This is a genomic window from Xanthomonas theicola, assembly GCF_014236795.1.
GTDB classification, from domain to species: Bacteria; Pseudomonadota; Gammaproteobacteria; order Xanthomonadales; family Xanthomonadaceae; genus Xanthomonas_A; species Xanthomonas_A theicola.
The window spans coordinates 2,671,944-2,694,475 of sequence record NZ_CP049017.1 but is presented as its reverse complement, the minus strand read 5'-3'; the positions used below and the strand labels follow the sequence as shown (position 1 = coordinate 2,694,475).

Below are 22,532 nucleotides of genomic sequence, written 5' to 3'. Positions count from 1 at the left end.
GGACCAAGGAGGCCTGTCCGGTCACCGTGCGCTACGCCACCTATCCGGCACGACCACGATCGCCGGACTGGCGGCTATCGTGGGACGCACTGCGCCGGTTCACGCCGGTTCGGTTTCCGTGGCGGCGACCGGCGCCGCGTTCGCCATGGCCAGCCGGTAGACCCACTTGCGGTAGGCGACACCGAGACGGTCGCTCTTTACGTGCATCTCGGGCGAGATGCCCAGCGGCATCTGCACGGGCCGCTGCGACTCGACGATCCAGCGATCGCCGTCGTCGAAGATCCGCGACTGGCGGCGTTCGATGTCCTGCTGCGGAATCTCCGCCGCGTGATTGAAGCACATGAGCAGCCAGAACTTGGACGCGTCGCGGTCCACGGGTGTGACGGCGGCCCACGTGAACCAGTGTTCGCCGGAGCCGGTATCCTTGTCGGAATAGGCCACCGTCGGCGCCAGGCAGTAGTAGCGATAGCGCACCTGGAGCTGGATGCCGCGCGCGTCGGCATCCGGCTGGACCACCGAGAACTCGGAGGTCTGCAGCTCGCCGTCGTGCTCGGTCACCTGGTAGTCGATCGTCGTGTCCGGCGCTTCGGGGCGACCGTTGATGCCGGAATGCACGAAAGGGAAGTGCGTGGCATCGATGAAATTGTCGATGCAGCGAAGCGCGTTCGCCCGGAACAGGTACGGCCCGGTATAGCTCTTGCGGAAGCTCGGGTCGTCGAACTTGGGAATGCGCGGGATGTCGCCGCGCGGCTCGCCGATGCACACCCACACGAAGCCGCAGCGCTCGGCCACCGCGAACCGGCGGATCGGCGTGTCGACGGCCTTCGTCAGCTCGGGGTGCGCAGGCACGTGCACCCGACGGGCGTCGGCATCGAACTCCCAGCCGTGATAGGGGCAGGCGATCCGACAGTTGTTGATGCGGCCCAACGACAGCGGCGCGCCCCGGTGGGGGCAGTGATCGGCCCAGGCCAGCAGCGTACCGGCCGAGCGCCACAGCACCAGTTTCTCACCCAGCAGCGTGCAGGGGAAGGCCTGGTCCGCCGTCACTTCCGTGGTCTTCGCCACGACGTGCCATTCGTTCACCAGTGCACGGTAGTCGAGATCGTCGGGATTCCAGCGGCCGGTGCGGGTGTATGAGTCCATGGCGTGCACGAGTGGATCCTCGAATGCGTGATCAGGGTTGGTGATGCAGCGAACGCAGACCGATCGCCACGCCCGCGACGGTGACCGCCACCAGCGCAGCGCCCTCGATGAGAAGCTGCTGCGGGTCGCCTACGCCGAGCAGGGCGAAGCGCAGCAGGTCGATCTGCCACGTCATGGGGTTGAGGTAGGAAACGACCTTGAACCAGAGCGGCATGTCGGTCAGCGGATAGAACATCGGGCTCAGGAACATCAGCAGCACGTACAGCACGCCGACGACGGCGTTGTAGGCGTCCATCTGGTTGATCTTGATGGCCACCATGTCGAAGACGAAGAACTGGGTGGTCTGCGACAGGATCGTCACGGCGAGGATCAGCGGCAGCATCTCCGGCCGCACGGGAATGTCCGTCACCAATCCCCCGACCAGGAGAACCAGCGTGGAGCTCGCCAGGGCGAGCGCGATGTTGAACGCGAGCTTGCCGAGCAGGATCTGGGGCCGGGTGAGCGGATAGGTGAGCATCTCCTCGGCCATGCCCGAATCCCGGTCCATGAAAAAGCTCCAGGACGTGTTGACCGCGATGCCGAAGGTCACCAGTCCGAGCACGCCCGAAACCAGGAACGTCGTGTAGCGAACGTGCTCGCCGTCGATCTCAAGCCCCCCGCCCAGCAGCTGTTCGTAGCCGATGCCGAACAGCAACAGGTAGGCGATGGGCGCCACGACATCCCAGAACATCAGAAAAGGATTCTTCCGGCGCAACAGATAGTTGCGGTAAAACACCGCGCTGAGTGCGCTCATCGTCGATTCTCCAGAGACAAAAGGTGTCTGACGCAGGTCCGTAGCAGGTCGTCGTTCAATGCCGGTATGGGCAGTTCCTCGCGCTCGAGCAGGTCGTGGGTGCGCGCGCAGTCAAAGCGCGGCTTGCGCGTCTGCGCTCGCTCCATTGCGTAGAAAGCGTCTTCGTCCAGTGCGAACGAGGGTTCGATCAGCGGTACGATGGGCAGGTCGCGGCCCTGCAGGTGGAGACGCTGGATCGCACGGGTCCACTCATACAGCGGGAGCAGTTCCAGATTCGTGTCGGCGATGGCGTTGCACCGCTCGAAGACCCCTTCCCGCATTTGTTCCCGAGCGGCGACGTGAAAGACGCCGCCCCCTTCCGCCTGTTTGTTCGCGAGGCGCACGACCGCGCTAGCCAGGTAGTCGACCGGAATCGGCGGTCGGTCGTAGTGGTAGTCCTGGATGCCGTAGCCCGATTCCAGGCAGGAGCGCAGGATGCGGTCTTCGCGCTGCAGGGGATCGTAGCGACCCTGCTGGGCGTCCGCCCACACCAGTCCCAACCTGAAGATATTGCAGGGGATGCCGCGTTCCTGGGCCAGCAGGAACAGCTTCTCGCTGACCCACTTGCTGGCAGTGTAGCCCTGGCTTTCGCGATGGACCTCGTGGTCGATCGGCGTGTGCTCGGCGACGCGTCGCTCCGCGCCACCGGGCGTATCGGCGCTGAACACATCCAGGGTGGAAATGAAATGAATGATTTTCGGCGACCGCTCGGTGGCATAGCGGAGGAGCGCCTCGCTGGCCGCGACGTTCTCCAGCTTGGCGGACGCGTACGCCTCCAAATGGTTCATCCTTGTGGCGCAGTGATAGACCGTGTCCACGCCCTCGACATCGAAGCGCGGCGCACGCAGATCGCCGGGCACGGCCACGACCCGGTCGGCCCAGTCGTCCTGCCAAAGCCCCGAGGTGGTCAACACGTCCCGCAGGCGCGTCGACGCCTCCTGGTTCGAGCGCGCACGCACCAGGCAGTGGACGGTGGCGCTCGTGTCATGGAGGAGTTGCGCCAGCAGGAATCGACCCACGAACCCGGTGGCGCCCGTCAGCAGGATCGATCGCGGCTCGAGCGGGCGGTGCCCGGGATGAGGCACGATCGCCGCATCCAGCCGGGCCTCGCGCTGCAGGTCGATGCGCGGATCGTCCACCTCGCCGTCATCGAGCCGGCGCGCAAGCGCTTCGGCCGTCGGACTGCGATAGAGGTCGGCGGCGGTCAACTGGCTCCTGAGCGCCTCGTTGATCCGGTACAACGCTCGCAGCGCCAGCATCGAATGGCCCCCGAGCTCGAAGAAGTTGTCGTGCACGCCGACCGCGTCGATCTTGAGCACTTGCGCCCAGAGGTCGGTGATGGTGCGTTCGGCCTCTGTTCGAGGCTCGACATAGGAAGCGCGGCCGGCGATCGGACCGTCCAGGGCCGGTAAGGCGCTCCGATCGACCTTGCCACTGGGCGTGAGCGGGAAACGCTCCATGAACCGCCACGCGTTCGGAATCATGTAGTCCGGCAGCCACGCGCGCAGGCCCTCGCGGAGCGAAGCGACGTCGGCATCGTGGCCGATCAGGTATGCAACGAGGCTGTCGCCGGCGGGCAGCACCACCGCCTCCTTCACGCGGGGGTCCCGCCGCAGGCATGCCTCGATCTCCTCGATCTCGATGCGGAAGCCGCGAATCTTGACCTGGCGGTCGTTGCGGCCGAGATAGCGCAACGCGCCATCCGCGCGCCAGCGGCCGAGGTCGCCAGTGCGATACATGCGCCCCGACGCGAAGGGATCGGCGAGAAACCGCTCCGCGGTCAACGCGGGCCGGTTGAGATAGCCTCGCGCCAGTCCGTCTCCCGCGATGAATATCTCGCCGGTGACACCGATGGGCACCGGCTGCAACGCGCTGTCCAGCACGTAGACGCGCGTATTGGCGATGGGCCGGCCGATCGGCTCCACCGGGCCGTCATCGGGCGTCGGCGCGGCGACCTGATGGACACAGGACCAGATGGTCGTTTCCGTCGGTCCGTACAGATTCCACAAGGAACCGACCCGGCCGATCAGCTGTCGTGCGAGGTCCACGGTGAGGGCTTCGCCACCGCACAGCGCCTTGAGGTTGGCCCGGCCCTGCCAGCCCGCGTCGATCAGCATTCGCCAGGTGACGGGCGTGGCCTGCATCATCGTGATGGCGTGCTCATCCATCAGGCGCAGCAGCTGTCGCGCATCCTGGTTCGCCAGCACAACCGTGGCGCCATGCAGCAGCGGCAGCAGCAACTCCAGTCCCGCGATGTCGAACGACAGCGTCGTCGCGGCGAGCAGTACGTCGGACGATTCGATGCCCGGCCGTTCGCGCATCGAGCTTAGAAAGTTGACCACGCTCTCGTGCTGGATCATCACGCCCTTGGGCTTGCCCGTGGAGCCCGACGTGTAGATCACATAGGCCAGATTCAGCGGCGTCGCTCTCCGGAGCGCGACGACCGGGGCCGGCTCGCCCGTCTCTATGTCGGTCAGCACCACGGCGGGCGCCGCGTCTTCGCGCATATAGGCCTGCCGGTCGTGAGGCAGCGCGGGGTCGATCGGTAGATACGCGCCGCCCGCCTTCAAGACGCCGAGCAACGCGATCACCATGTCGGCGCCGCGCTCCAGCTGCACGGCCACCAATCGATCGGGACCTACCCCCTGCGCGTGCAGTCGCGCGGCGAGTCGATCGGCCCTGGCGTCCAGCTGCGCGTAGGTCAGCACGCGACCCTGGTGAATCAGCGCCGTGGCCTGGGGCGTGCGCGCCACCTGTTCTTCGAACAATTCGTGGAGCAACTGCGTGCGTGGATACGAGGCGCAGGTGGCGTTGAACTGCTCGAGGACCTGCCTACGCTGCACCGGGGGCAGCGCGCCAAGGTCGCCAACGCGCACGTCGGGGTCCCGCACCATGGCGCGTAGCACTTCGAGGAAGCAATCGCGCCAGCGCTCGGTGGTGTCGCGATTGAACAAGTCGACGGCGTAGTCCAGGGTGCCCTGAACCCGGGAGCCGCAATCCTCGAGCAGCAGCAGCAGATCGACGGTGGCATAGCCCGTGCTGCCGAACTCCACGCTGACGGTCGCCTGGGGTAGACGCAACGCCCCCCGCGGCGTGCTCGTCATGACGAACATGACTTGGTACAGCGGATTGCGCGTCACGCTACGCGGTGGTTGCAGCGCTTCGACGACCCGGTCGAACGGCACGTCCTGATGATCGTAGGCGCCCAGCGTCACCGCCTTGACGTGCTGGAGCAGCTCGTCGACGCGCGCGTTGGCGTCCACGCCGACGCGAAGCACGAGCGAGTTCACGAACACGCCGATCGTGCCTTCCATCTCGGGCCGCGCGCGGCCAGCGACTTGCGTGCCAACAGCGATGTCGGCGTGTCCCGAGATGCGCGACAGCAACACGGCCCATGCCGTGCACAGCACCATGTACAGCGTCAACTCGTGGCGTTGCGCGAGATGTTTCACGCGTGCGGTGAGCGCTTCGTCGAGCGCCAGTTCGACCGACTCGCCACGATGCGTCGGCGCGACCGGAGAGGGCCGATCCGTGGGCAGGTCGATGTCGGGCGGCAGCCCGCGCAGGCGCTCGCGCCAATAATCCAGCTGCGGGCCGATCGCGTCCTGTTGGCGGACCCAGTGCGCGTAGTCCGCGTATTGCACCGCCACCGGCGGCAACCGGTGCTCGCGTTGTGTGTCGAGGGCGCCATACAGCTCGATGAGCTCGCGCGTCAGCACGCCGATGGACCACGCGTCGGAGACGATGTGATGGACGGTGATGTCGAGCACGTGCTCGTCGACGCAGACCTGCGTTAGCCGACCCCGTATCAGAGGCCCGGTCTCGAGGTCGAAACAAGACTCGCTTGGTCCTATGTAGAAGCGCCCCTGCGGCGCAATTTCCTGGAACAACTCGCCGTCGACGTTCACGAAGGTCGTGCGCAGCGACTCGTGTCGCGCCACTAGCGCGTCAAGCGCGTGCTGCAGTGTCTCAATATCCAACGCGCCCTTGAATCGCAACGACACGGACATGTAGTACGCCCGGATGGCATCGCCCATGCGGTCGATGAACCACAACCGCTGCTGCGCGCGCGAGGCGGGCGCTCGCCACGGGCCAGCGTTGAATACGCGCGGCCTCGGTTGAATGGCTGGTGTCGACCGCAGCGGCGTTTTCAGCAGCTTCTGCAAGAGCGCCGCTTTTTTCTCCGCCAGCGATCCCCGATCGGCGTGCGAGGTCACGGAGTCAACCGAGACCTTGGTCTTGCATGTGCTGACGTAGGCTCGACGGCCGCATGTCGATCCACACTCGCTCGATGTAGGCCAGGCACTCGGCCTTGGTGCCCGACACCCCGGTATCACGCCAACCTGGCGCGTTGTTCCGGTCCAGGGGCCAGACGGAATACTGTTCTTCGTGATTGACTACGGCCTTATAGGGAGTCGTATCGTCCGGGGTGATCGCCATGCGCATTCCTCGTTCATGCTCGCGAGGACGGCACAGTCCATGTCCTCAGGCCGCGTAACCTAGTGACCAATGATGACGCGTGAATTACATCACACTGGCCAAAATTCACGTGTAGCAAGATTCCAGAATTCGACGTCCTCCCGGTTTGAGCGGCGCAGCGGTTTGGAGTCCAATTCCATATTGCACAAGCTCCGGCGCGTGACCGGAGGAGTCGCCCTCGAACGCCCGGACAGGGGATCCCACTCGGTGACGACTAGCCCAGTGCGTCATTCCCAAGGCAGTGGACCTGTCGCAAGCGAGCCAGGAGTCCCTCCATCGCCTCGCCAGGCTGATGGATGGGCGTCCTCGCCAGACTAGGGCCTGTTAACACTAATGGCCCGAGCGTTTAAACTATCGGGCATGGAAATCACGCCAGCACAATTTTCCCTAATCGAACACTGCCTGCCGGCACAGCGCGGCAATGTCAGCATGACCAACCTGCAAGTGGTCAACGCCATTCTTTACGTTGCCGAGCATGGCTGCAAATGGCGCGGCCTGCCCAAGCGCTTTGGCAACTGGCACACGGTGTACACACGCATGAACCGCTGGGCCAAGGCGGGTGTGCTGGACCGGATGTTGGCCCAATTGCAGAAGTCCCAGATCGTGCGCATCAAAATCGAAGCAATCTCGCTGGACTCCACCAGCATCAAGGTGCATCCCGATGGCACGGGCGCATTAAAAAAAACGGTCCGCAGGCCGTCGGCAAGTCCCGCGGTGGATGGAACACCAAGATTCATATGGTTGCCGCAGATGCTCGAACATCCATCACCTTTGGATTGACGCCTGGTAACGTGCATGACGCACCTGCAGGCCGCACGTTGCTTGAACACCTGGGGCCAGTGGAGCGGCCGATTCATTTGTTGATGGACCGTGCCTACGAAGGCAACCAAACCCGCCAGTTGGCGCTCGATCTTGGCTTCGTGCCGGTGGTCCCGCCGAAATCCAATCGGGTCGAGCCTTGGGAATACAACCGGGAGATGTACAAGCGGCGCAACGAGGTGGAGAGACTGTTCCGTCGCCTGAAAGGCTACCGCCGGATTTTCTCGCGCTTCGAGAAGCTGGATGCCATGTTCCTTGGATTCCTCAGCTTCGTCCTGGTCGTTGATGGGCTTCGGATGTGTTAACAGGCCCTAGTGAACTGGGCCACGCCGGCGGCGGCCATGGAGAAGGGCATTCCCGCTGTCGAATCGCGGGGCGCACTTCATTCTCGAGACCGCCCTATGGACCGAGCCCAAAGCCGGCAGGACGCCGGCTTCGTTCTTCCACACGCTTGGCCCGCGCAGGCTTACGCCGACAATTCCAGCAGCAGCTTGTTGAGCCGGCGCACGTAGGCGGCCGGATCCTTCAGGCTGTCGCCGGCGGCCAGCGCGGCCTGGTCGAACAGCACCCGCGCCAGGTCGCCGAAGCGTTCGCCGTCGGCTTCCGCGTCCAGCTTCTCGATCAGCGGATGCGCCGGATTGAACTCGAACACCGGCTTGCTCTCCGGCAGCGTCTGCCCGCTGGCTTCCAGGATCTGCCGCATCTGCAGGCCCAGGTCGCCCTGGCCGATGGCCAGGATCGCCGGCGAGTCGGTCAGGCGGTGCGACACGCGCACTTCGGACACGTCCTCGCCCAGCGCCTGCTGGATGCGCTCGACCAGGCCCTGCTTGGCCTTGGCCGCTGCTTCCATGGCCTGCTTTTCTTCCTCGCTGTCGAGCTTGCCCAGGTCCAGGTCGCCGCGCGCCACGTCGACGAAGGACTTGCCGCCGAACTCGGTGAGATAGCTCATCAGCCACTCGTCGATGCGGTCGGTAAGCAGCAGCACCTCGATGCCCTTCTTGCGGAACACTTCCAGGTGCGGGCTGTCCTTGATCTGCGCGTAGCTCTCGCCGGTCAGGTAGTACAGCTTGTCCTGGCCTTCGGGCAGCCGCGCCACGTAGTCGGCCAGCGCCACGCTCTGCTCGGCGTCGCCGCTCCGGGTGGAGGCGAAGCGCAGCAGGCCGGCGATCTTCTCGCGGTTGCCGAAATCCTCGGCCGGGCCTTCCTTCAATACCTGGCCGAAGTGCTTCCACACGTCCTTGTAGCGCTCGGGTTCGTCCTTGGCCAGCTTCTCCAGCATGTCCAGCGCACGCTTGGTCAGCGCCGACTTCATCGAGTCGATCACCGGGCCGGACTGCAGGATCTCGCGCGACACGTTCAGCGGCAGGTCGCTGGAATCGACGATGCCCTTGACCAAGCGCAGGTACAGCGGCAGGAACTGCTCGGCCTGGTCCATGATGAAGACGCGCTGCACGTACAGCTTGAGCCCGCGCGAGGCGTCGCGCTGGTACAGGTCGAACGGCGCGCGGCCGGGCACGTACAGCAGCGAGGTGTATTCCAGCTTGCCCTCGACCTTGTTGTGGCTCCACGCCACCGGGTTCTCGTGGTCGTGCGCGATGTGCTTGTACAGCTCCTGGTATTCGGCGTCCTTGATCTCGTTGCGCGGCCGCGTCCACAGCGCGCTGGCGCGGTTGACGGTCTCCCACTCGGGGGTGTCCGGCTTGTCCTTGTCCTCGCCGTGGTGTTCCTTGGGCAGTTCGATCGGCAGGGCGATGTGGTCGGAATACTTGCGCACGATGCCGCGCAGTTTCCAGCCGTCGGCGAAGCCGTCCTCGCCGTCCTTCAGCTGCAGCACGATGCGGGTGCCGCGCTCGGGCTTGTCGATGGTGGCGACCTCGAACTCGCCTTCGCCGCGCGAGGACCAGTGCACGCCCTCGCTGGCCGGCAACCCGGCGCGGCGGCTGTACACGTCCACCTGGTCGGCGACGATGAAGGCGCTGTAGAAGCCCACGCCGAACTGGCCGATCAGGTGCGAATCCTGCTTCTGGTCGCCGGACAGGTGCTTGAGGAAATCGGAGGTGCCGGACTTGGCGATGGTGCCCAGGTGCGAGACGATCTCCTCGCGGCTCATGCCGATGCCGTTGTCGTCGATGGTGACGGTGCCGGCGTCCTTGTCGAAGCCGATGCGGATGCGCAGCTGCGCATCGCCGTCCAGCAGGTCGGGCTTGACCAGCGCCTCGAAGCGCAGCTTGTCGGCCGCGTCGGAGGCATTGGAGACCAGTTCGCGCAGGAAGATCTCCTTGTTGGAATACAGGGAATGGATCATCAGCTGCAGCAGCTGCTTGACCTCGGTCTGAAAGCCCAGGGTCTCTTTTTGGGTTTCCACGCTCATCGGTGCTTGCTCCATCGTGATGGCCCGCGCGGAGGAGGGCGCGGCTCTGGCAGCGGACATGGTGGCGGCGAGGCCGGGCTTCAAGCGCACCGCAGCAAGCCGCGGCCGCGGCGCTGGTCTATCATCCGGGCCCCGTTCCGCGCCCACCACCGTCGATGCCGACTCCGCGCCCGTCCCATCCCGATTCCCGGCTGCCGCGAGGCCGCCAATGAACCGCCCCGGCGACGGCCAGGTGCGCATCATCGGCGGGCGCTGGCGCAACACGCGGCTGCCGGTGCCGGACCTGCCGGGCCTGCGCCCGACCCCCGACCGGGTCCGCGAGACCCTGTTCAACTGGCTGCTGCCGGCGCTGCCCGGCGCACGCGTGCTGGACCTGTTCGCCGGCAGCGGCGCGCTCGGCCTGGAGGCGGTGTCGCGCGGCGCGGCGTCGGCCTGCCTGGTCGAACGCGACCCGGCACTGGCTGCCGGCCTGCGCGACAGCGTCGGCAGGCTGCAGGCGCAGACGCAGGTGCAGGTGGTGCAGGACGACGCCTTACGCTGGCTGGCGGCGCCGGGCGCCGACGACGCCCCGGCCGACATCGCCTTCGTCGATCCGCCGTTCGCCGCCGGGCTGTGGGACGCGGTGCTGCAGCGGCTGCCGGCGCGGCTGGCCGCCGGCGCCTGGCTGTACCTGGAGTCGCCGGCCGGGCAGGCGCCCGCGGTGCCGGCGCAGTGGGTCCTGTACCGCGAGGGCGGCAGCCGGGAGGTCCGCGCTGCCCTGTACCGGCGCGCCGCTGCTACACTTCCCGGCGACCTTCACGCGGTATCCAACGCATGACCGTGGCCCACAGCCGCATCGCCGTCTACCCCGGCACGTTCGATCCGATCACCAACGGCCACATCGACCTGATCAACCGGGCCGCGCCGTTGTTCGAGCAGGTGGTGGTGGGCGTGGCGCAGAGTCCGTCCAAGGGCCCGACGCTGCCGCTGGAGCTGCGCGTGAACCTGGCCCGCGAGGCGCTGGCCGGGCACCGCAACGTGGACGTGATCGGTTTCGACACGCTGCTGGCGCATTTCGTGCGCTCGGTCGGCGGCGGGGTGCTGCTGCGCGGCCTGCGCGCGGTATCGGACTTCGAATACGAGTTCCAGATGGCGAGCATGAACCGGCATCTGATCCCGGAGGTGGAGACGCTGTTCCTCACCCCGGCCGAGCAACACAGTTTCATTTCGTCCTCGCTGGTGCGCGAGATCGCGCGGCTGGGCGGGGACGTCTCCGGCTTCGTGCCGCCGTCGGTGGTGCAGGCGCTGGTCCAGGCCCGCCAGGCCGCGGCGCAGCGCTGAGCCGTCCGCCATTCACAGACAATAAGGGAGTCATCCATGAAGAACACCGTACGCGCGCTGCTGATCGCCTCGCTGGCACTGGGCTTCACCGCCTGCAAGAAGCAAGAGGCCGCCGCGCCCGCCGCCGACGCGCAGCCGGCGCTGACCGCGCCGTCCAAGGACGACGACGCCGGCTGGAAGAAGTACCTGCAGGAAGTGGCGATCCAGAACATGGGCAACATCACCAACAGCCCGTTCCTGTACTACCTGCCGCCGGAGTCGGACCCGGAGTTCCAGGCCAAGTACGATCGCCAGGTCGAGAGCGCCACCACCGCCATCGGCCGCGGTATCCAGTCGGGCAACATGCTGGCGTTCGGCTCCTCGGCCTCGGCCAAGATGGCCGACCTGATCGCTGCCGCCTTCGCCAAGGTCGAGCCGAACACCATGAAGGGCGTGCGCGTGGTCTACATCGGCGCCGCCGCCGACAATGCCCGCGTGCAGACCGTGGTGCAGCCGACCGGCGCCGAATACATCTTCGTCGAAGCGAAGTGATGCAGCGCCGGCGTCCCCGCCCGGGTACGCCGGCCACGCGGCCCGCCAGGCGTTCGGCGCGGCCGGCCGCATAGGGCGGCCGCCATCTGCGGCCGCCACCCGCTGCGGCTGAGGCAAGCTCAGTCGCCTGCGGTAGCGCCGAACGCCTGGCGATGCCTGCCGACCCACTCTCCGATCGTCGCAGGACGAAATCCTTGCAGTGCCGGCTGTGCCTGGAATGGCGCGGCCAGGATCGCATCGGCCTGGCTGGGATGCGTGGCGAAGAAGCGGAACTTGGACGCCACCTGCCGGCCGCTTCCTGCGCCCAGCGCCGCATCGACCTCGCGCTCGAACGCATTCAGCGGCTGCGCGCGGTACGCGATGCGCCGTCCGAGTGCGGCCGACAGCCGCGCGGCGAGCTGTTCCCCGGTGACGCTCTCCGGCCCGGCGATGCGGTGCCTGCCGCCATCGACGCCGCGCTCGATCAGGGTCAGCGCCGCCTCGGCGCAATCCTCGGCCGAGGTCCAGGCGATCGCCTGTGTGGCGGCGATCGGCGGGGCGAACACGCCGTGGTCGACGATGTCCGCGCGCGCCGACGGCTTCAGCAGGTTGTCCAGGTACAGCGTCGGCCAGACGCTGGCGAACGGCAGCCCTGTGCGCTGGGCCAGGTCCTCGAGCTGCGCGTTGGCGACGAAGCTCGGTTCGCTGCAGGGGGCGGGCAGGCGCGCGCTCGCCAGTTTCAGGACGAACGAGCGCAGCCGGCACGCGGTGATCGCCGCCAGCGCATGTCCGGCCTGGGCCAGCATCGCCTGTTCCGGTCCGGTGGGAATCTGCAGCACGGCATGGGCGACGCCCGCGCTGGCGGCCCGCAGCGACGCCGGATCGCGCAGGTCGCCCTCGGCAAGCTCGACGCCGAGGGCGGCCAGCGCCTGCGCGCGGCGGCGGTCGCGGACCAGCGCCCTGACCTGGAAGCCGCGGCGCAGCGCGGCATGGACGACGGCAGCGCCTTGCACGCCGTTGCCGAGATAGACGAGCAGCGAGCGGGAGGGATGCATGCATGGATGACATGGAACGGCTCCTGGGATGGCGGATCCGCCGGAGCTGCAGGGTCGGCATGCTCACGGACAGACCCCGGGCATGGACGAAACGCGGGGACTGTCGGGGGATCGCGCGCGGCGCGCGGACCAGAGCTTCCCGGGACAGACAGGGAAGGGCTTGGGCCTACCGAGACCAAGCCAGCCATTTTCGACGGCGCGACTGTAGGCGCCGCGAGGCGCAGGTGTCAACGCCGCAGGCATGCGTCGCGTGGCCACCGCTGACCGCCGCCGCGCGCCAAGGCGACGCTGTGTTCCGCGCGCTTGCCGCGCCCTTCGCGGGGCGCGCGCTGCCCGATCCGGTAAGATGCGCGGGTTAGGGCCGAATCCAGCGGAATGTCCCTCAAGATCAACGAGCTCTGCGTCAACTGCGACGTCTGCGAGCCGGCCTGCCCGAACCAGGCCATCGCGATGGGCGAGACGATCTACGTGATCGATCCGGCCCGCTGCACCGAATGCGTCGGCCATTTCGACGAGCCGCAATGCGTGGTGGTGTGCCCGGTCGAGTGCATCGACCCGGATCCGGCGATCCCGGAAAGCCACGACCAGTTGCTGGCCAAGCTGTTGCGACTGCAGCGCGATCATCCCCAGTCGTACCCACAGGAGCCCGCCGCCGTATGAGACGCCTCGTCCGCCGCATCCTGCTGCTCGCCCTGGTCCTGACGCCGCCGGCGTGGGCCGAGGCGCCGACCGCGACCGCTGCCGCGCATCCGCCCGGCGCCGCCGTCGCCAGCGGCCATCGCCTGGCCACCGAGGCCGGCCTGCAGCTCCTGCGCGAGGGCGGCAATGCGTTCGACGCCGCGGTGGCGGTGTCCTCGACGCTGTCGGTGGTCGAGCCGATCAGCTCCGGCCTGGGCGGCGGCGGGTTCTTCCTGCTGCACGACGCCAGGACCGGCAAGGACGTGATGCTGGACGCGCGCGAATACGCGCCGGAAGCGGCCAGCGCCGACGCGTTCCTGGACGCCAAGGGCGCGCTGGACCGCGACCGCTCGGTCAACGGCCCGTGGTCGGCCGGCATTCCCGGCCTGCCGGCGGCGCTGGTGGAACTGGCGACCAAGCACGGCCGGCTGCCGCTGCGGCAGTCGCTGGCGCCGGCGATCCGCATCGCCCGCGACGGCTTCCCGGTGTACCGGCGCATGGCCGAGGGCTACCAGTCGCGGCGCAAGGTGATGGAGCGCTATCCCGGCACCCGTCAGGTGTATCTGCGCAACGGCAAGCCGATCGCCGAAGGCGACCTGTTCAGGCAGCCGGAACTGGCCAATACCTTGCAGTTGCTGGCCGCCAAGGGCTTCGACGGCTTCTACCGCGGCGCCACCGCCAGGAAGCTGCTGGCCGGGGTCAAGCAGGCCGGCGGCCATTGGACCGCCGAGGAACTGGCCGGCTACACGGTCAAGCAGCGAACGCCGATCCGGTTCGAGTACAAGGGCTGGACCGTCACCACCGCGCCGCCGCCGTCCTCCGGCGGCATCGCCCTGGCCAGCATGCTGCAGATCCTGGAAGGCTACGACCTGAAGGCGATGGACCCGGTGCATCGCACCCATCTGGTGGTGGAGGCGATGCGCCGCGCCTACCGCGACCGCACCTTCTTCCTGGGCGATCCGGACTTCACCGCGGTGCCGCAGCGGGTGCTGCTGAGCAAGGACTACGCGCTGGGCCTGCGCTCGACCATCAACCCGGAGAAGGCCACCCCCAGCGACCTGCTGTCGGGCAAGCCGACTCCGCTGGAGGACGACGAGACCACCCACTTCTCGATCATCGACGGCGCGGGCAACCGGGTCGGCGCGACCCAGACCGTGAACCTGCTGTTCGGCTCGGGGCTGATCCCCAAGGGCACCGGCGTGCTGCTCAACGACGAGATGGACGACTTCGCGCTCAAGCCGGGCACGCCCAACGCGTTCGGGGTGATGGGTTACGAAGCCAACGCGCCCAAGCCGGGCAAGCGCCCGCTCAGCTCGATGTCGCCGACCTTCATGGAGAACGCCGACAAGGCGATCGTGCTCGGCACCCCGGGCGGCAGCCGCATCATCACCATGGTGCTGCTCGGCATCCTCGGCTACGACGACGGCCTGAGCGCGCAGCAGGTCGCCGCGCTGCCGCGCTACCACCACCAGTGGCTGCCGGACGTGATCGAGGCCGAGAGCGGCGCCTTCGATGCGGCCACCGTGCAGGGCCTGCAGGCGATGGGCCATGCGCTCAAACTGCCCGGCGATGCCGCCGAGGGCGGGCGCGGTTCCAGCCACGTGTGGGGCAATCTGCAGACCGTGGAGTGGAACAAGCGCAACAATGTGCTCAGCGGCGGCAGCGATCCGCGCAACGAGGTCGGCAGCGTCGAGGTGCAACTGGCGACACCGGCGCCGTAAGCCGCGGTCCCGAGTCCCGAGTCCCGAAAAAATGAAACTCTGGTCCATCCAAGGCAATTCGCAGAAGCTCGACGGCGGCGCGATGTTCGGCAACGCGCCCAAGGCGATGTGGCAGCAGTGGGCCGCGCCGGACGACGGCAACCGCATCGCGCTGGCCTGCCGCGCGCTGCTGGCGCGCCCGCTGGCCGGCAAGACGGTGCTGTTCGAGACCGGCATCGGCGCGTTCTTCGCGCCGGCGCTGCGCGAGCGCTACGGGGTGCAGGAACAGCGCCACGTGCTGCTGGATTCGCTGCGCGCGGTCGGCCTCGCGCATACCGGCATCGACGTGGTGGTGCTGAGCCATCTGCACTTCGACCACGCCGGCGGGCTGCTGGCGCCGTGGCGCGAGGGCGCCGCGCCGGAGCTGCTGTTCCCGAACGCGCGCTTCCTGGTCGGTGCGGCGCACTGGCAGCGCGCGCTGCAGCCGCATCCGCGCGACCGCGCCAGCTTCATCCCCGAGTTGCCCGGCCTGCTCGAGGCCAGCGGCCGCCTGGAGCTGGTCGACGGCGAATACTCGCGCACGCTGGGCGAGGCGGTGCGTTTCCGTTTCAGCGACGGACATACGCCGGGGCTGATGCTGGCCGAGATCGTCGGCGCGCGGCAGGCCGATGGCCAGGCGCACGGCGGCGTCGCCTTCTGCGCCGACCTGATTCCCGGGCGCTCCTGGGTGCACGTGCCGATCACCATGGGCTACGACCGCAACGCCGAGCTGCTGATCGACGAGAAGCGCGCGTTCCTGGAGGACGCGCTGGCGCGCAACGTGCATCTGTTCTTCACCCACGATCCGGACTGCGCGCTGGCGCAGTTGGCGCGCGATGGCAAGGGCCGTTTCGTCACCACCCACGCGCAGGCCGCGCTGCAGGCACGGCCGCTGCCCGGATGAGCGCCACGGCATCGGCGACGGACGGCGCTTGCAGCCGTCATCGCGGCCGGCGAGCATCGGTCCAACCTGCCCGCCGCCCTGCGTTGCCTGCTGCTCGCCTGCCTGCTCGCCGGTGGCTGTGCCTCGCGCAGCGGGGACGCCGCGGTGTCCGGGATCCGGCTCGACCAGATCGACGACCCGCCGGCGCCAGCGAGTCCGCGGTGGTGCCCGACGGCCACGGCGCGGCGTTCGCGATCGAGCGTGCCGACTCCGGCGAGGAGGCGCTGCGCGGCACGCTCGGCGCCGCGGCGGCATGGGCGCCGGCGCGCAGACGGTGCGCATCGCCGACTTCTCCGCGCTGCACACGCCGCGCCGCTATCGCCTGCGCGTGGACGGGCCGCCGCCGTCGGACAGCTTCGCCATCGCCGCCGATGCCGACCAGGCGCTGTCGCGCGCGGCGCTGAAGGCAACCGTGCCGGCCCCGCGCTGCCTGGCCAGCACGCCGGCCGCCGCGCGCGCAAGGGCATCCGGAGACCGAGGTGCCGATCCATGCCTCGGCGGCCTCGCCCGGGCGCCCGGCCGGCAGTTCGATCTCCGCGCCCAAAGGCTGGTACGACGCCGGCGACTACAACGAGTACGTGGTCAATTCCGGCATCGCCGTGTATACGCTGCTGGCCGCCTACGAGCGGTTGCCGGCCTATTTCGCCGCACAGAAGGAAGGCATCCCGGACAGCGGCGGCGTGCCGGACATCCTGCGCGAGGTCGACTGGAACCTGCAAGGGATGCGGGCGATGCGGCATACGGCCCGCGGCGGCGTCGACCACAAGCTGGCCAACCTCGACTTCGGCGGCACGCAGATGCCGACCAGGCGCGCGCGCCGCGCTATGTGATGCGGAAGAGCACCGCGACGCTCGACTTCGCCGCGGCGATGGTCCAGGCCAGCCGCATCTACGCGCCGTTCGACGACCGCTTCGGCGGCGTGTCCCCGCGCATGCTGGACGCCGCGCGGCGCGCCTGGGCCTGGCGCAGGCGCATCCGGACGCGGTCTACTGGCAGCCGGTGGACGTGCATACCGGCGGCTATGACGATGCCATGCTCGACGACGAGTTCGCCTGGGCCGCGACCGAACTGTACCGGGGCGCCGCCGACGACGCGTTCTACGACGCGGCGATGGCGCGCAACGTGCCGGCAAGCGTCCCGAACTGGGGAGCGGTGGGCGGGTTGGCGTGGATGTCGCTGGCGCAACACCGCGCGCGGCTGACCGCGCACGCGGACCAGGCGCGCATCGCGCGCGCGATCGACGGCGTGGCCATGCACCTACTGCACGCCTGGCAGGGGTCGGCATGGAAAGTGCCGATGGCGCCGGCCGACTTCCACTGGGGCAGCAACAGCGCCGCCTTGAACCAGGCAATGCTGCTCGTGCAGGCCTATCGGCTGGAGCGCAGGCCCGAGTACCTGCAGGCCGCACAGTCGCAACTGGACTCGTGCTCGGGCGCAATCCGCTGCGCATGTCGTTCGTGACCGGCATCGGCGCGCGCGCCGATGCACCTCCACCATCGCATCTCCATCGCCGACGGCGTCGCCATGCCGGTCCCGGGCCTGCTGCTCGGTGGTCCGCAGCCGGGCCAGCAGGACGTCAGGGAGGGCAAGCACGCCTATGCCTCGTCGCTGCCGGCGCTGTCCTATCTGGACCAGGAGTGCAGCTACGCCAGCAACGAAGTGGCGATCAACTGGAACGCGCCGCTGGTGTACGTGAGCGCAGCGCGGCAGAACCTGCAGCATGAGCTCGCGCTCGCGGCCGGCAGCGTCTTCACTTTGCTGGATGGCGCTTGCAGGAGCGGCTCCGCCCGAGGTGGCGCACGACGCCTCCGCGCTGGCAGAACGCCCGGCGAAAGCGTGCTAGTCCTGGATCAGGTACGGTGCGCCGCCATTGTCCACGCCGATGCAGGGCGCGCTGTTGCCCAGCACGAAGTCGCCGCTGGGCTGCAGCGCCTGCAGCAGCGCCTGGTAGGCCTGGCTTGCCGAGTGCTCCCAGTAGGCGAGTTGCCCGAACACGATGCACGGTGGGGTACTGCCCGGCGCCGTGCCCGCATGCGCGATCGCCAGCACCGTCGGCACGTCGGCGGCGCCGAAGGCGTCGCCCTGGCTGTCGTGCAGCGGAAGATTCAGCCCGACCAGGGTGCCATTGTTGACCACCGCGATGCCGATGCTGGAAAACAGCGGGTCGAACTGCAGCAGGGTGCCCTGGTTGTTGCCGCCTTCGAGTGCAACCTGCGCCCATTGCTGTGCACCGATCGACAGCGGGTCCGTGGTCTCGTTGATGTAGTAGCTCATGTGCGTGTCCTGGAAGAAGGGAATGCGGCCGGCGCGGCGTGCCCGGCGCCGATCCGCCGATGCGGATGCGCGGGGCCGGTTCGCAGCGCGGCGTGCGCCGGGCCGCCATTGCAGAAACGCGGGCGTGTATCGTTTGTGAGCGCGCGTGCGCGATTGCCGCGCAGCAGGCCAGTGACGTTGCCGATCCAGGCGACGCCACGCGCGCGGGCGACGTGAGGTGGGAGCGGCTGCAGTGGCGACGGGCGTGACTGGCGGCCCTCGTCGCGACGGATGGCCCGAGGTCATCCGGCGTCGCTCCTGCAGCCTTGGGCAGGGCAGCGAGCGCGTCTTCCAACGTCGGCGCTGCGGGTCCTGCGCGCCCGCAGCGCGCCCGTGGCTCAGCCCATCCGGGTGCCGAAGATGCGGTCGCCGGCGTCGCCGAGGCCGGGCAGGATGTAGCCCTTGGCGTTGAGCTGGCCGTCGATCGCGGCGGTGTACACCGCCACGTCCGGATGCGCCGCCTCCAGCGCGCGCAGCCCTTCCGGTGCGGCGACCAGGAAGATGCCCTTGATCCGCCGCGCGCCGGCGCGCTTGAGCATGTCCACGGTGGCGATCAGGGTGCCGCCGGTGGCCAGCATCGGGTCCAGGATCAACGCATCGCGCTCTTCCAGGCGGCCGGTGAGGCGCTCGAAGTAGGGCACCGGCTGCAGCGTCTGCTCGTCGCGCTGCAGGCCGACCACGCTGACCCGCGCCGCCGGGATCAGCGCCAGCACGCCGGGCAGCATGCCCAGCCCGGCGCGCAGGATCGGCACCAGGGTGATCTTGGCCCCGGCAATGCGCTGCACCCGGGTCGGGCCGGCCCAGCCGTCCATCGTGTGCGTTTCCGTCTCCAGGTCGGCGGTGGCCTCGTAGCCGAGCAGGGTGCCCAGCTCGGTGACCAGTTCGCGAAAGCCCTTGGTGCTCAGCGCGGCGTCGCGCAGCAGGCCAATCTTGTGCTGCACCAGGGGATGGCGGACTTCGACGATCTTCATGGGGGCGCTCGCAAGGGGGATGCGCACAGTGTGCCGCAGCCGGCGCGGCGGCGGCCAGGGATCGCGGCCCGCATGCGTCCACCCACCCGCTGCGAAGCAGGCGATGCGCCGCCTACGCAGCGGAGGGTGCTTGCAGGAAGTCCCGCAGCAGTCCGGCCAATACCTGCGGTTGTTCCTCGGGAACGTAGTGGCCGCAATCGGCGATGCTCGCCGCTTGCACGCGCTCGAAGTGGGCGCGCAGCGGCGTTGCCATGTCGCGGATCGAGCCATGTTCGGCGCTGATCGCCAGCAGCGGCATCGCCAGTTTTCCGCTGCGGGCGCGTTCGCGGTTCTGTGCGGCCGAGCGCGCGGCGGCGCGGTAGTAGCCAAAGCCGGCGCGCAACCCGCCCGGGCCGGCGAAGGTGCGCAGGTACTCGTCGATAGCGGCCGCATCGAACACGCCGGGATCGGCTGCCTTGCGCTGCAGGAACCATTGCAGGTAACCGCGTTCGCGCCCGCTCACCAGCATCTCGGGCAGATCGGGCAGCGCGTGGAAGGCGAAATGCCAGGTCTTCCACGCCGTTTGCGGTGCCGTGGACAGGGCTTCGGGCAGTGTCGCGCCCGGGATGCCGGCATCCAGCAGCGCCAGGCGTTCGACCCGGTCGGGGAACATGCCCGCATAGGCATAGGCGACCCAGGCACCGACGTCGTGGGCGACGACCGCATGCGGCGGCCAGCCGATCCGTTGCATCAAGCCATGCAGCGAGGCGGCAAGCGCCGCGGTGTCGTAGCCTTCGGCAGGGCGGTCCGAATCGCCCTGGCCGGGAAGATCCGGCGCGATCAGCCGATAGTGCGGCGCGAGCAGCGGCAGCACGCGGCGCCAGGCGTACCAGCTCTGCGGGAAGCCGGCCAGCAACAGCAGCGGCGGCGCATCGGCGCGTCCGCCTTCGACGTAGTGCAGGCGCACGCCGTCGATCGAGGCATGGCGATGGGCGAATCCTTCCGGGGCGCAGGCGCGTTCGGGCGAAGTAGGCATTTCAGTCTCCATGTTAGGTATCGATCGTTTCCAAATCAGGCAAGAAAATACTCAATCGAGGATCTTCAGCGCCAGCGCGCGCAAGGCATCGCCCTGCAGCGGGTGACCGGCCTTGCCGAGCACGCGCAGGCCGAGCAGGAAGGCGAGCAGGGCCTGGGCCGCCTCGCCGGCTGCCAGCCGCTCGGCGATCGAGCCATCGGCCTGGCCTTGGCGGACCAGTTCTTCCAGCTGCGCCCGATTGCGTTGCAATGTCTCGGCGACGATGGCCTGCATCGAGTGGTCCAGCGTGCGCGCCTCGGCGGCGCTGCCCGCCACCAGGCAGCCGCGCAGGCCTTCTGCGCCCTGCGAGGATGCCAGGTAGAAATCGATCGTCGCGGCGATCCGCTCGCGGCCGCTGCGGCAGGCGGCGAGCCGCTGCCCGAGCAGCGCGCCGCGTGCCTGCAGATAGTGCTGGAACGCCTGCAGGAACAGCGCGCGCTTGTCGCCGAATGCCTTGTAAATGCTGCCGGTGGTCAAGCCCATCGCCTGTGCGAGCAGTGCGATCGATGCGCCTGCGTAACCGCGCTCGCGGAACACCTCGAGCGCTCGCGCCACCGCCTGTTCGGCATCGAACTCGCGTGGGCGGCCGGGCAGGCGCGTGGACAGGGGGGCGGCTGGCATGGCCAGCACTTTAGGAAATGATCGATTCCAAATCAAGTCGGAATCCGACCATGCACTGCCGGCCGCCGATCGAGGCCGGCATCCGGGCGATCAGGCCGCCTTCGCCTGTTCCAGCCGCGGGCCTTCGCGCAGCGCGCGGCCGATCAGCCCCACCAGCAGGTCCAGTTCCTCGGCATCCATCGCGAAATGCGGGGTGAAGCGCAGCGAGTTCTCGCCGCCGTGGATCACATTGACCCCGTGCCGGCGCAGCCATTGTTCGGTGGAGCCGGCGCCATAGCACTTGAACTGCGGCGCCAGCGCGCAGGAGAACAGCAGGCCGGTGCCCTGCACCTGGGTGATCAGCCCGCCGAGCTCGGCCTTGAGCTTCTCCAGCTTCTGCACCGCCTCGGCGCCGCGTGCGCGGATGTTGGCGCGTACCTGCGGGGTCAGCTGCGCCAGCGTGGCGCTGGCCACGTCCAGCGCGCGCGGGTTGCTGGTCATGGTGTTGCCGTAGGTGCCCTTGCGGTACAGCTGCGCGGCGTGCTCGCCGACCGCCAGCACCGACAGCGGATACTGCGCGGCGTTGAGCGCCTTGGAGTAGGTTTCCATGTCCGGCGGAACGAGCTGCTCGAAGCCGGGATAGTCGACCACCGACAGCACCCCGTGGGCGCGCAGGCCGGCCTGGATCGAATCGACCAGCAGCAGGCTGCCGTGGGCGCGGGTGAGGTCGCGCGCGGCGGCGTAGAACGCCGGCGGCAACGCGCGGCCCGGGTCGCCTTCGCCCATCACCGGCTCCAGGAACACCGCCTCGACGAACCAGCCGTGCTGCTCGGCGTCGGCGAATGCGCCACGCAGGGCGTCCACGTCGTAGGGCGCGATCGCGATCACCGAGTCCTCGCCGCGGTAGCTGGCCAGGTGCTGCAGGTAAGCCTTGCGGCTGGAATCGGAGTACAGCCCGGGACGGTCGGTGCGGCCGTGGAAACTGCCCTTGACCACGATGCGCTTGATCCTGGCGCCGGCATGGCGCGCGCCCGGGTCGGTCTGCAGCTTGGCGTTGATGTCGGCGATGCGCGCGGCCAGGCCGACCGCTTCGGAGCCGGAGTTGAGGCACATGAACTTGCTGTACGGGCAACCGCCGCGGCGCTGCCCGATCTCGGCGCGCAGCGCGCGCTCCAAGCGCAGCTGCGACAGGCTGGGGGTCATCACGTTGGCCATCGCCTGCGGCCGCGCCATCGCCTCCAGCACCGCGTCCGGGGTGTGACCGAAGCCGAGCATGCCGTAGCCGCCGGCGTCGTACAGCACCGCGCCCTTCAGCGTGACCACCCACGGGCCGCCTGCGGCCAGCGCCACGTACGGGGTCACCGCATCGTCGGCGTAGAAATTGACGAAGCCGGCCTGTAGCGTGCCGATCTGCGCATCCTCGTCCAGTTCGAGCAATTCCGTGAACTCGTGCGCCAGGCGCGCGTGCTCGGCCGCAGCGGCGGCGATCGCGGCGGCCAACTGCGGGTGCGACGCCGCCAGGCGCTCGATGTCCGCATCGGCCAGGCCGGCGGTCAGGCGTTGGCCGGCGTGGGCGCGCAGCGGGGCGAGGGGGCCGAGTACGGACATGCGGATCTCCTGGGAACGGGCTGTCTGGCGACTGACCTTCTTATTATCGGGACCGGATCGTCGATTGGCAGAGTTGATTTGTGCAGGAAATCGGATA

19 protein-coding genes and 1 pseudogene are annotated in these 22,532 nt (G+C 68.5%); 9 read left to right on the top strand and 11 right to left on the bottom strand.

Going from position 1 to position 22,532, the window contains the following annotated elements; genetic code table 11:
- Positions 1-99: 99 nt before the first annotated feature.
- Genes G4Q83_RS12630 through G4Q83_RS12615 form a run of 4 tightly spaced genes read right to left on the bottom strand, consistent with a single transcriptional unit; the run spans position 100 to position 6,415 of the window.
- Positions 100-1,143 carry an aromatic ring-hydroxylating oxygenase subunit alpha gene (locus G4Q83_RS12630; RefSeq protein ID WP_128420119.1) on the bottom strand — a complete coding sequence of 348 codons (1,044 nt, stop codon included), beginning with the start codon at positions 1,141-1,143 and terminating at the stop codon, positions 100-102.
- 31 nt (positions 1,144-1,174) lie between these two features.
- Complete coding sequence (locus tag G4Q83_RS12625) at positions 1,175-1,936, bottom strand: ABC transporter permease (RefSeq protein WP_128420120.1); 762 nt, start codon at positions 1,934-1,936, stop codon at positions 1,175-1,177.
- Positions 1,933-6,192 (bottom strand): non-ribosomal peptide synthetase, encoded by a 4,260-nt coding sequence (locus G4Q83_RS12620; RefSeq protein WP_128420121.1) that lies wholly within the window; start codon positions 6,190-6,192, stop codon positions 1,933-1,935. Before G4Q83_RS12620 ends, G4Q83_RS12625 begins: the two co-directional genes overlap by 4 nt.
- 4 nt (positions 6,193-6,196) lie before the next feature.
- Positions 6,197-6,415 (bottom strand): MbtH family protein, encoded by a 219-nt coding sequence (locus G4Q83_RS12615; protein WP_128420122.1) that lies wholly within the window; start codon positions 6,413-6,415, stop codon positions 6,197-6,199.
- Positions 6,416-6,814: 399 nt separating this feature from the next.
- On the opposite strand from G4Q83_RS12615, the gene G4Q83_RS12610 reads away from it, so the two are divergent.
- Positions 6,815-7,578 (top strand): IS5 family transposase gene (locus G4Q83_RS12610; protein ID WP_246432087.1). Its coding sequence is split into 2 segments (ribosomal slippage): positions 6,815-7,130 and positions 7,130-7,578, totalling 765 coding nucleotides; the frame shifts between segments, so codons are not numbered across the junction.
- Between the two features lie 161 nt (positions 7,579-7,739).
- On the opposite strand, the gene htpG is transcribed toward G4Q83_RS12610, so the two are convergent.
- A complete protein-coding gene (gene htpG, locus G4Q83_RS12605) occupies positions 7,740-9,644 on the bottom strand; it encodes a molecular chaperone HtpG (protein ID WP_128420882.1) in 1,905 nt (634 codons plus the stop codon).
- A 208-nt stretch (positions 9,645-9,852) separates the two neighbouring features.
- Here htpG and rsmD point away from each other — a divergent pair, with 208 nt between their 5' ends.
- The 3 genes from rsmD to G4Q83_RS12590 are packed head-to-tail and all read left to right on the top strand — an operon-like array spanning position 9,853 to position 11,495.
- Positions 9,853-10,461: a 16S rRNA (guanine(966)-N(2))-methyltransferase RsmD gene (gene rsmD, locus G4Q83_RS12600; protein ID WP_185817208.1), complete on the top strand. Its 609-nt coding sequence runs from the start codon at positions 9,853-9,855 to the stop codon at positions 10,459-10,461.
- Positions 10,458-10,964, top strand: a complete 507-nt coding sequence (coaD, locus tag G4Q83_RS12595) for a pantetheine-phosphate adenylyltransferase (protein WP_128420881.1) — start codon at positions 10,458-10,460, stop codon at positions 10,962-10,964. Before rsmD ends, coaD begins: the two co-directional genes overlap by 4 nt.
- 36 nt (positions 10,965-11,000) lie before the next feature.
- Positions 11,001-11,495 carry a hypothetical protein gene (locus G4Q83_RS12590; protein WP_128420880.1) on the top strand — a complete coding sequence of 165 codons (495 nt, stop codon included), beginning with the start codon at positions 11,001-11,003 and terminating at the stop codon, positions 11,493-11,495.
- 119 nt (positions 11,496-11,614) lie between these two features.
- Here the strand turns inward: G4Q83_RS12590 and G4Q83_RS12585 are convergent, their stop codons facing one another.
- Positions 11,615-12,529 carry an SDR family oxidoreductase gene (locus G4Q83_RS12585; protein WP_128420879.1) on the bottom strand — a complete coding sequence of 305 codons (915 nt, stop codon included), beginning with the start codon at positions 12,527-12,529 and terminating at the stop codon, positions 11,615-11,617.
- A gap of 375 nt (positions 12,530-12,904) precedes the next feature.
- Here G4Q83_RS12585 and G4Q83_RS12580 point away from each other — a divergent pair, with 375 nt between their 5' ends.
- The 5 genes and pseudogenes from G4Q83_RS12580 to G4Q83_RS23365 form a co-directional block, all read left to right on the top strand.
- A complete protein-coding gene (locus G4Q83_RS12580; protein WP_128420878.1) occupies positions 12,905-13,189 on the top strand; it encodes a YfhL family 4Fe-4S dicluster ferredoxin in 285 nt (94 codons plus the stop codon).
- Positions 13,186-14,928: a gamma-glutamyltransferase gene (gene ggt, locus G4Q83_RS12575; protein ID WP_128420877.1), complete on the top strand. Its 1,743-nt coding sequence runs from the start codon at positions 13,186-13,188 to the stop codon at positions 14,926-14,928. The genes G4Q83_RS12580 and ggt overlap by 4 nt, the downstream gene beginning before the upstream one ends.
- Before the next feature lie 31 nt (positions 14,929-14,959).
- Positions 14,960-15,850 carry an MBL fold metallo-hydrolase gene (locus tag G4Q83_RS12570; protein WP_128420876.1) on the top strand — a complete coding sequence of 297 codons (891 nt, stop codon included), beginning with the start codon at positions 14,960-14,962 and terminating at the stop codon, positions 15,848-15,850.
- A gap of 518 nt (positions 15,851-16,368) precedes the next feature.
- Complete coding sequence (locus G4Q83_RS23370; protein WP_246432086.1) at positions 16,369-16,719, top strand: glycoside hydrolase family 9 protein; 351 nt, start codon at positions 16,369-16,371, stop codon at positions 16,717-16,719.
- Positions 16,720-16,921: 202 nt separating this feature from the next.
- A pseudogene (locus G4Q83_RS23365) lies at positions 16,922-17,524 on the top strand (glycoside hydrolase family 9 protein); the annotation flags it as partial.
- A 204-nt stretch (positions 17,525-17,728) separates the two neighbouring features.
- Here the strand turns inward: G4Q83_RS23365 and G4Q83_RS12560 are convergent.
- The 5 genes from G4Q83_RS12560 to G4Q83_RS12540 form a co-directional block, all read right to left on the bottom strand.
- A complete protein-coding gene (locus G4Q83_RS12560) occupies positions 17,729-18,163 on the bottom strand; it encodes a hypothetical protein (RefSeq protein ID WP_170069181.1) in 435 nt (144 codons plus the stop codon).
- A gap of 377 nt (positions 18,164-18,540) precedes the next feature.
- Positions 18,541-19,173, bottom strand: coding sequence for a uracil phosphoribosyltransferase (upp, locus tag G4Q83_RS12555; protein ID WP_128420875.1), 633 nt, complete (start codon positions 19,171-19,173; stop codon positions 18,541-18,543).
- 112 nt (positions 19,174-19,285) lie between these two features.
- On the bottom strand, positions 19,286-20,188 hold the full coding sequence (locus tag G4Q83_RS12550) for an alpha/beta fold hydrolase (protein WP_246432085.1): 903 nt from the start codon (positions 20,186-20,188) through the stop codon (positions 19,286-19,288).
- A 51-nt stretch (positions 20,189-20,239) separates the two neighbouring features.
- Positions 20,240-20,848, bottom strand: coding sequence for a TetR/AcrR family transcriptional regulator (locus tag G4Q83_RS12545; RefSeq protein ID WP_128420873.1), 609 nt, complete (start codon positions 20,846-20,848; stop codon positions 20,240-20,242).
- Positions 20,849-20,938: 90 nt separating this feature from the next.
- A complete protein-coding gene (locus G4Q83_RS12540) occupies positions 20,939-22,435 on the bottom strand; it encodes an aminotransferase class III-fold pyridoxal phosphate-dependent enzyme (RefSeq protein WP_128420872.1) in 1,497 nt (498 codons plus the stop codon).
- Positions 22,436-22,532 lie beyond the last annotated feature (97 nt).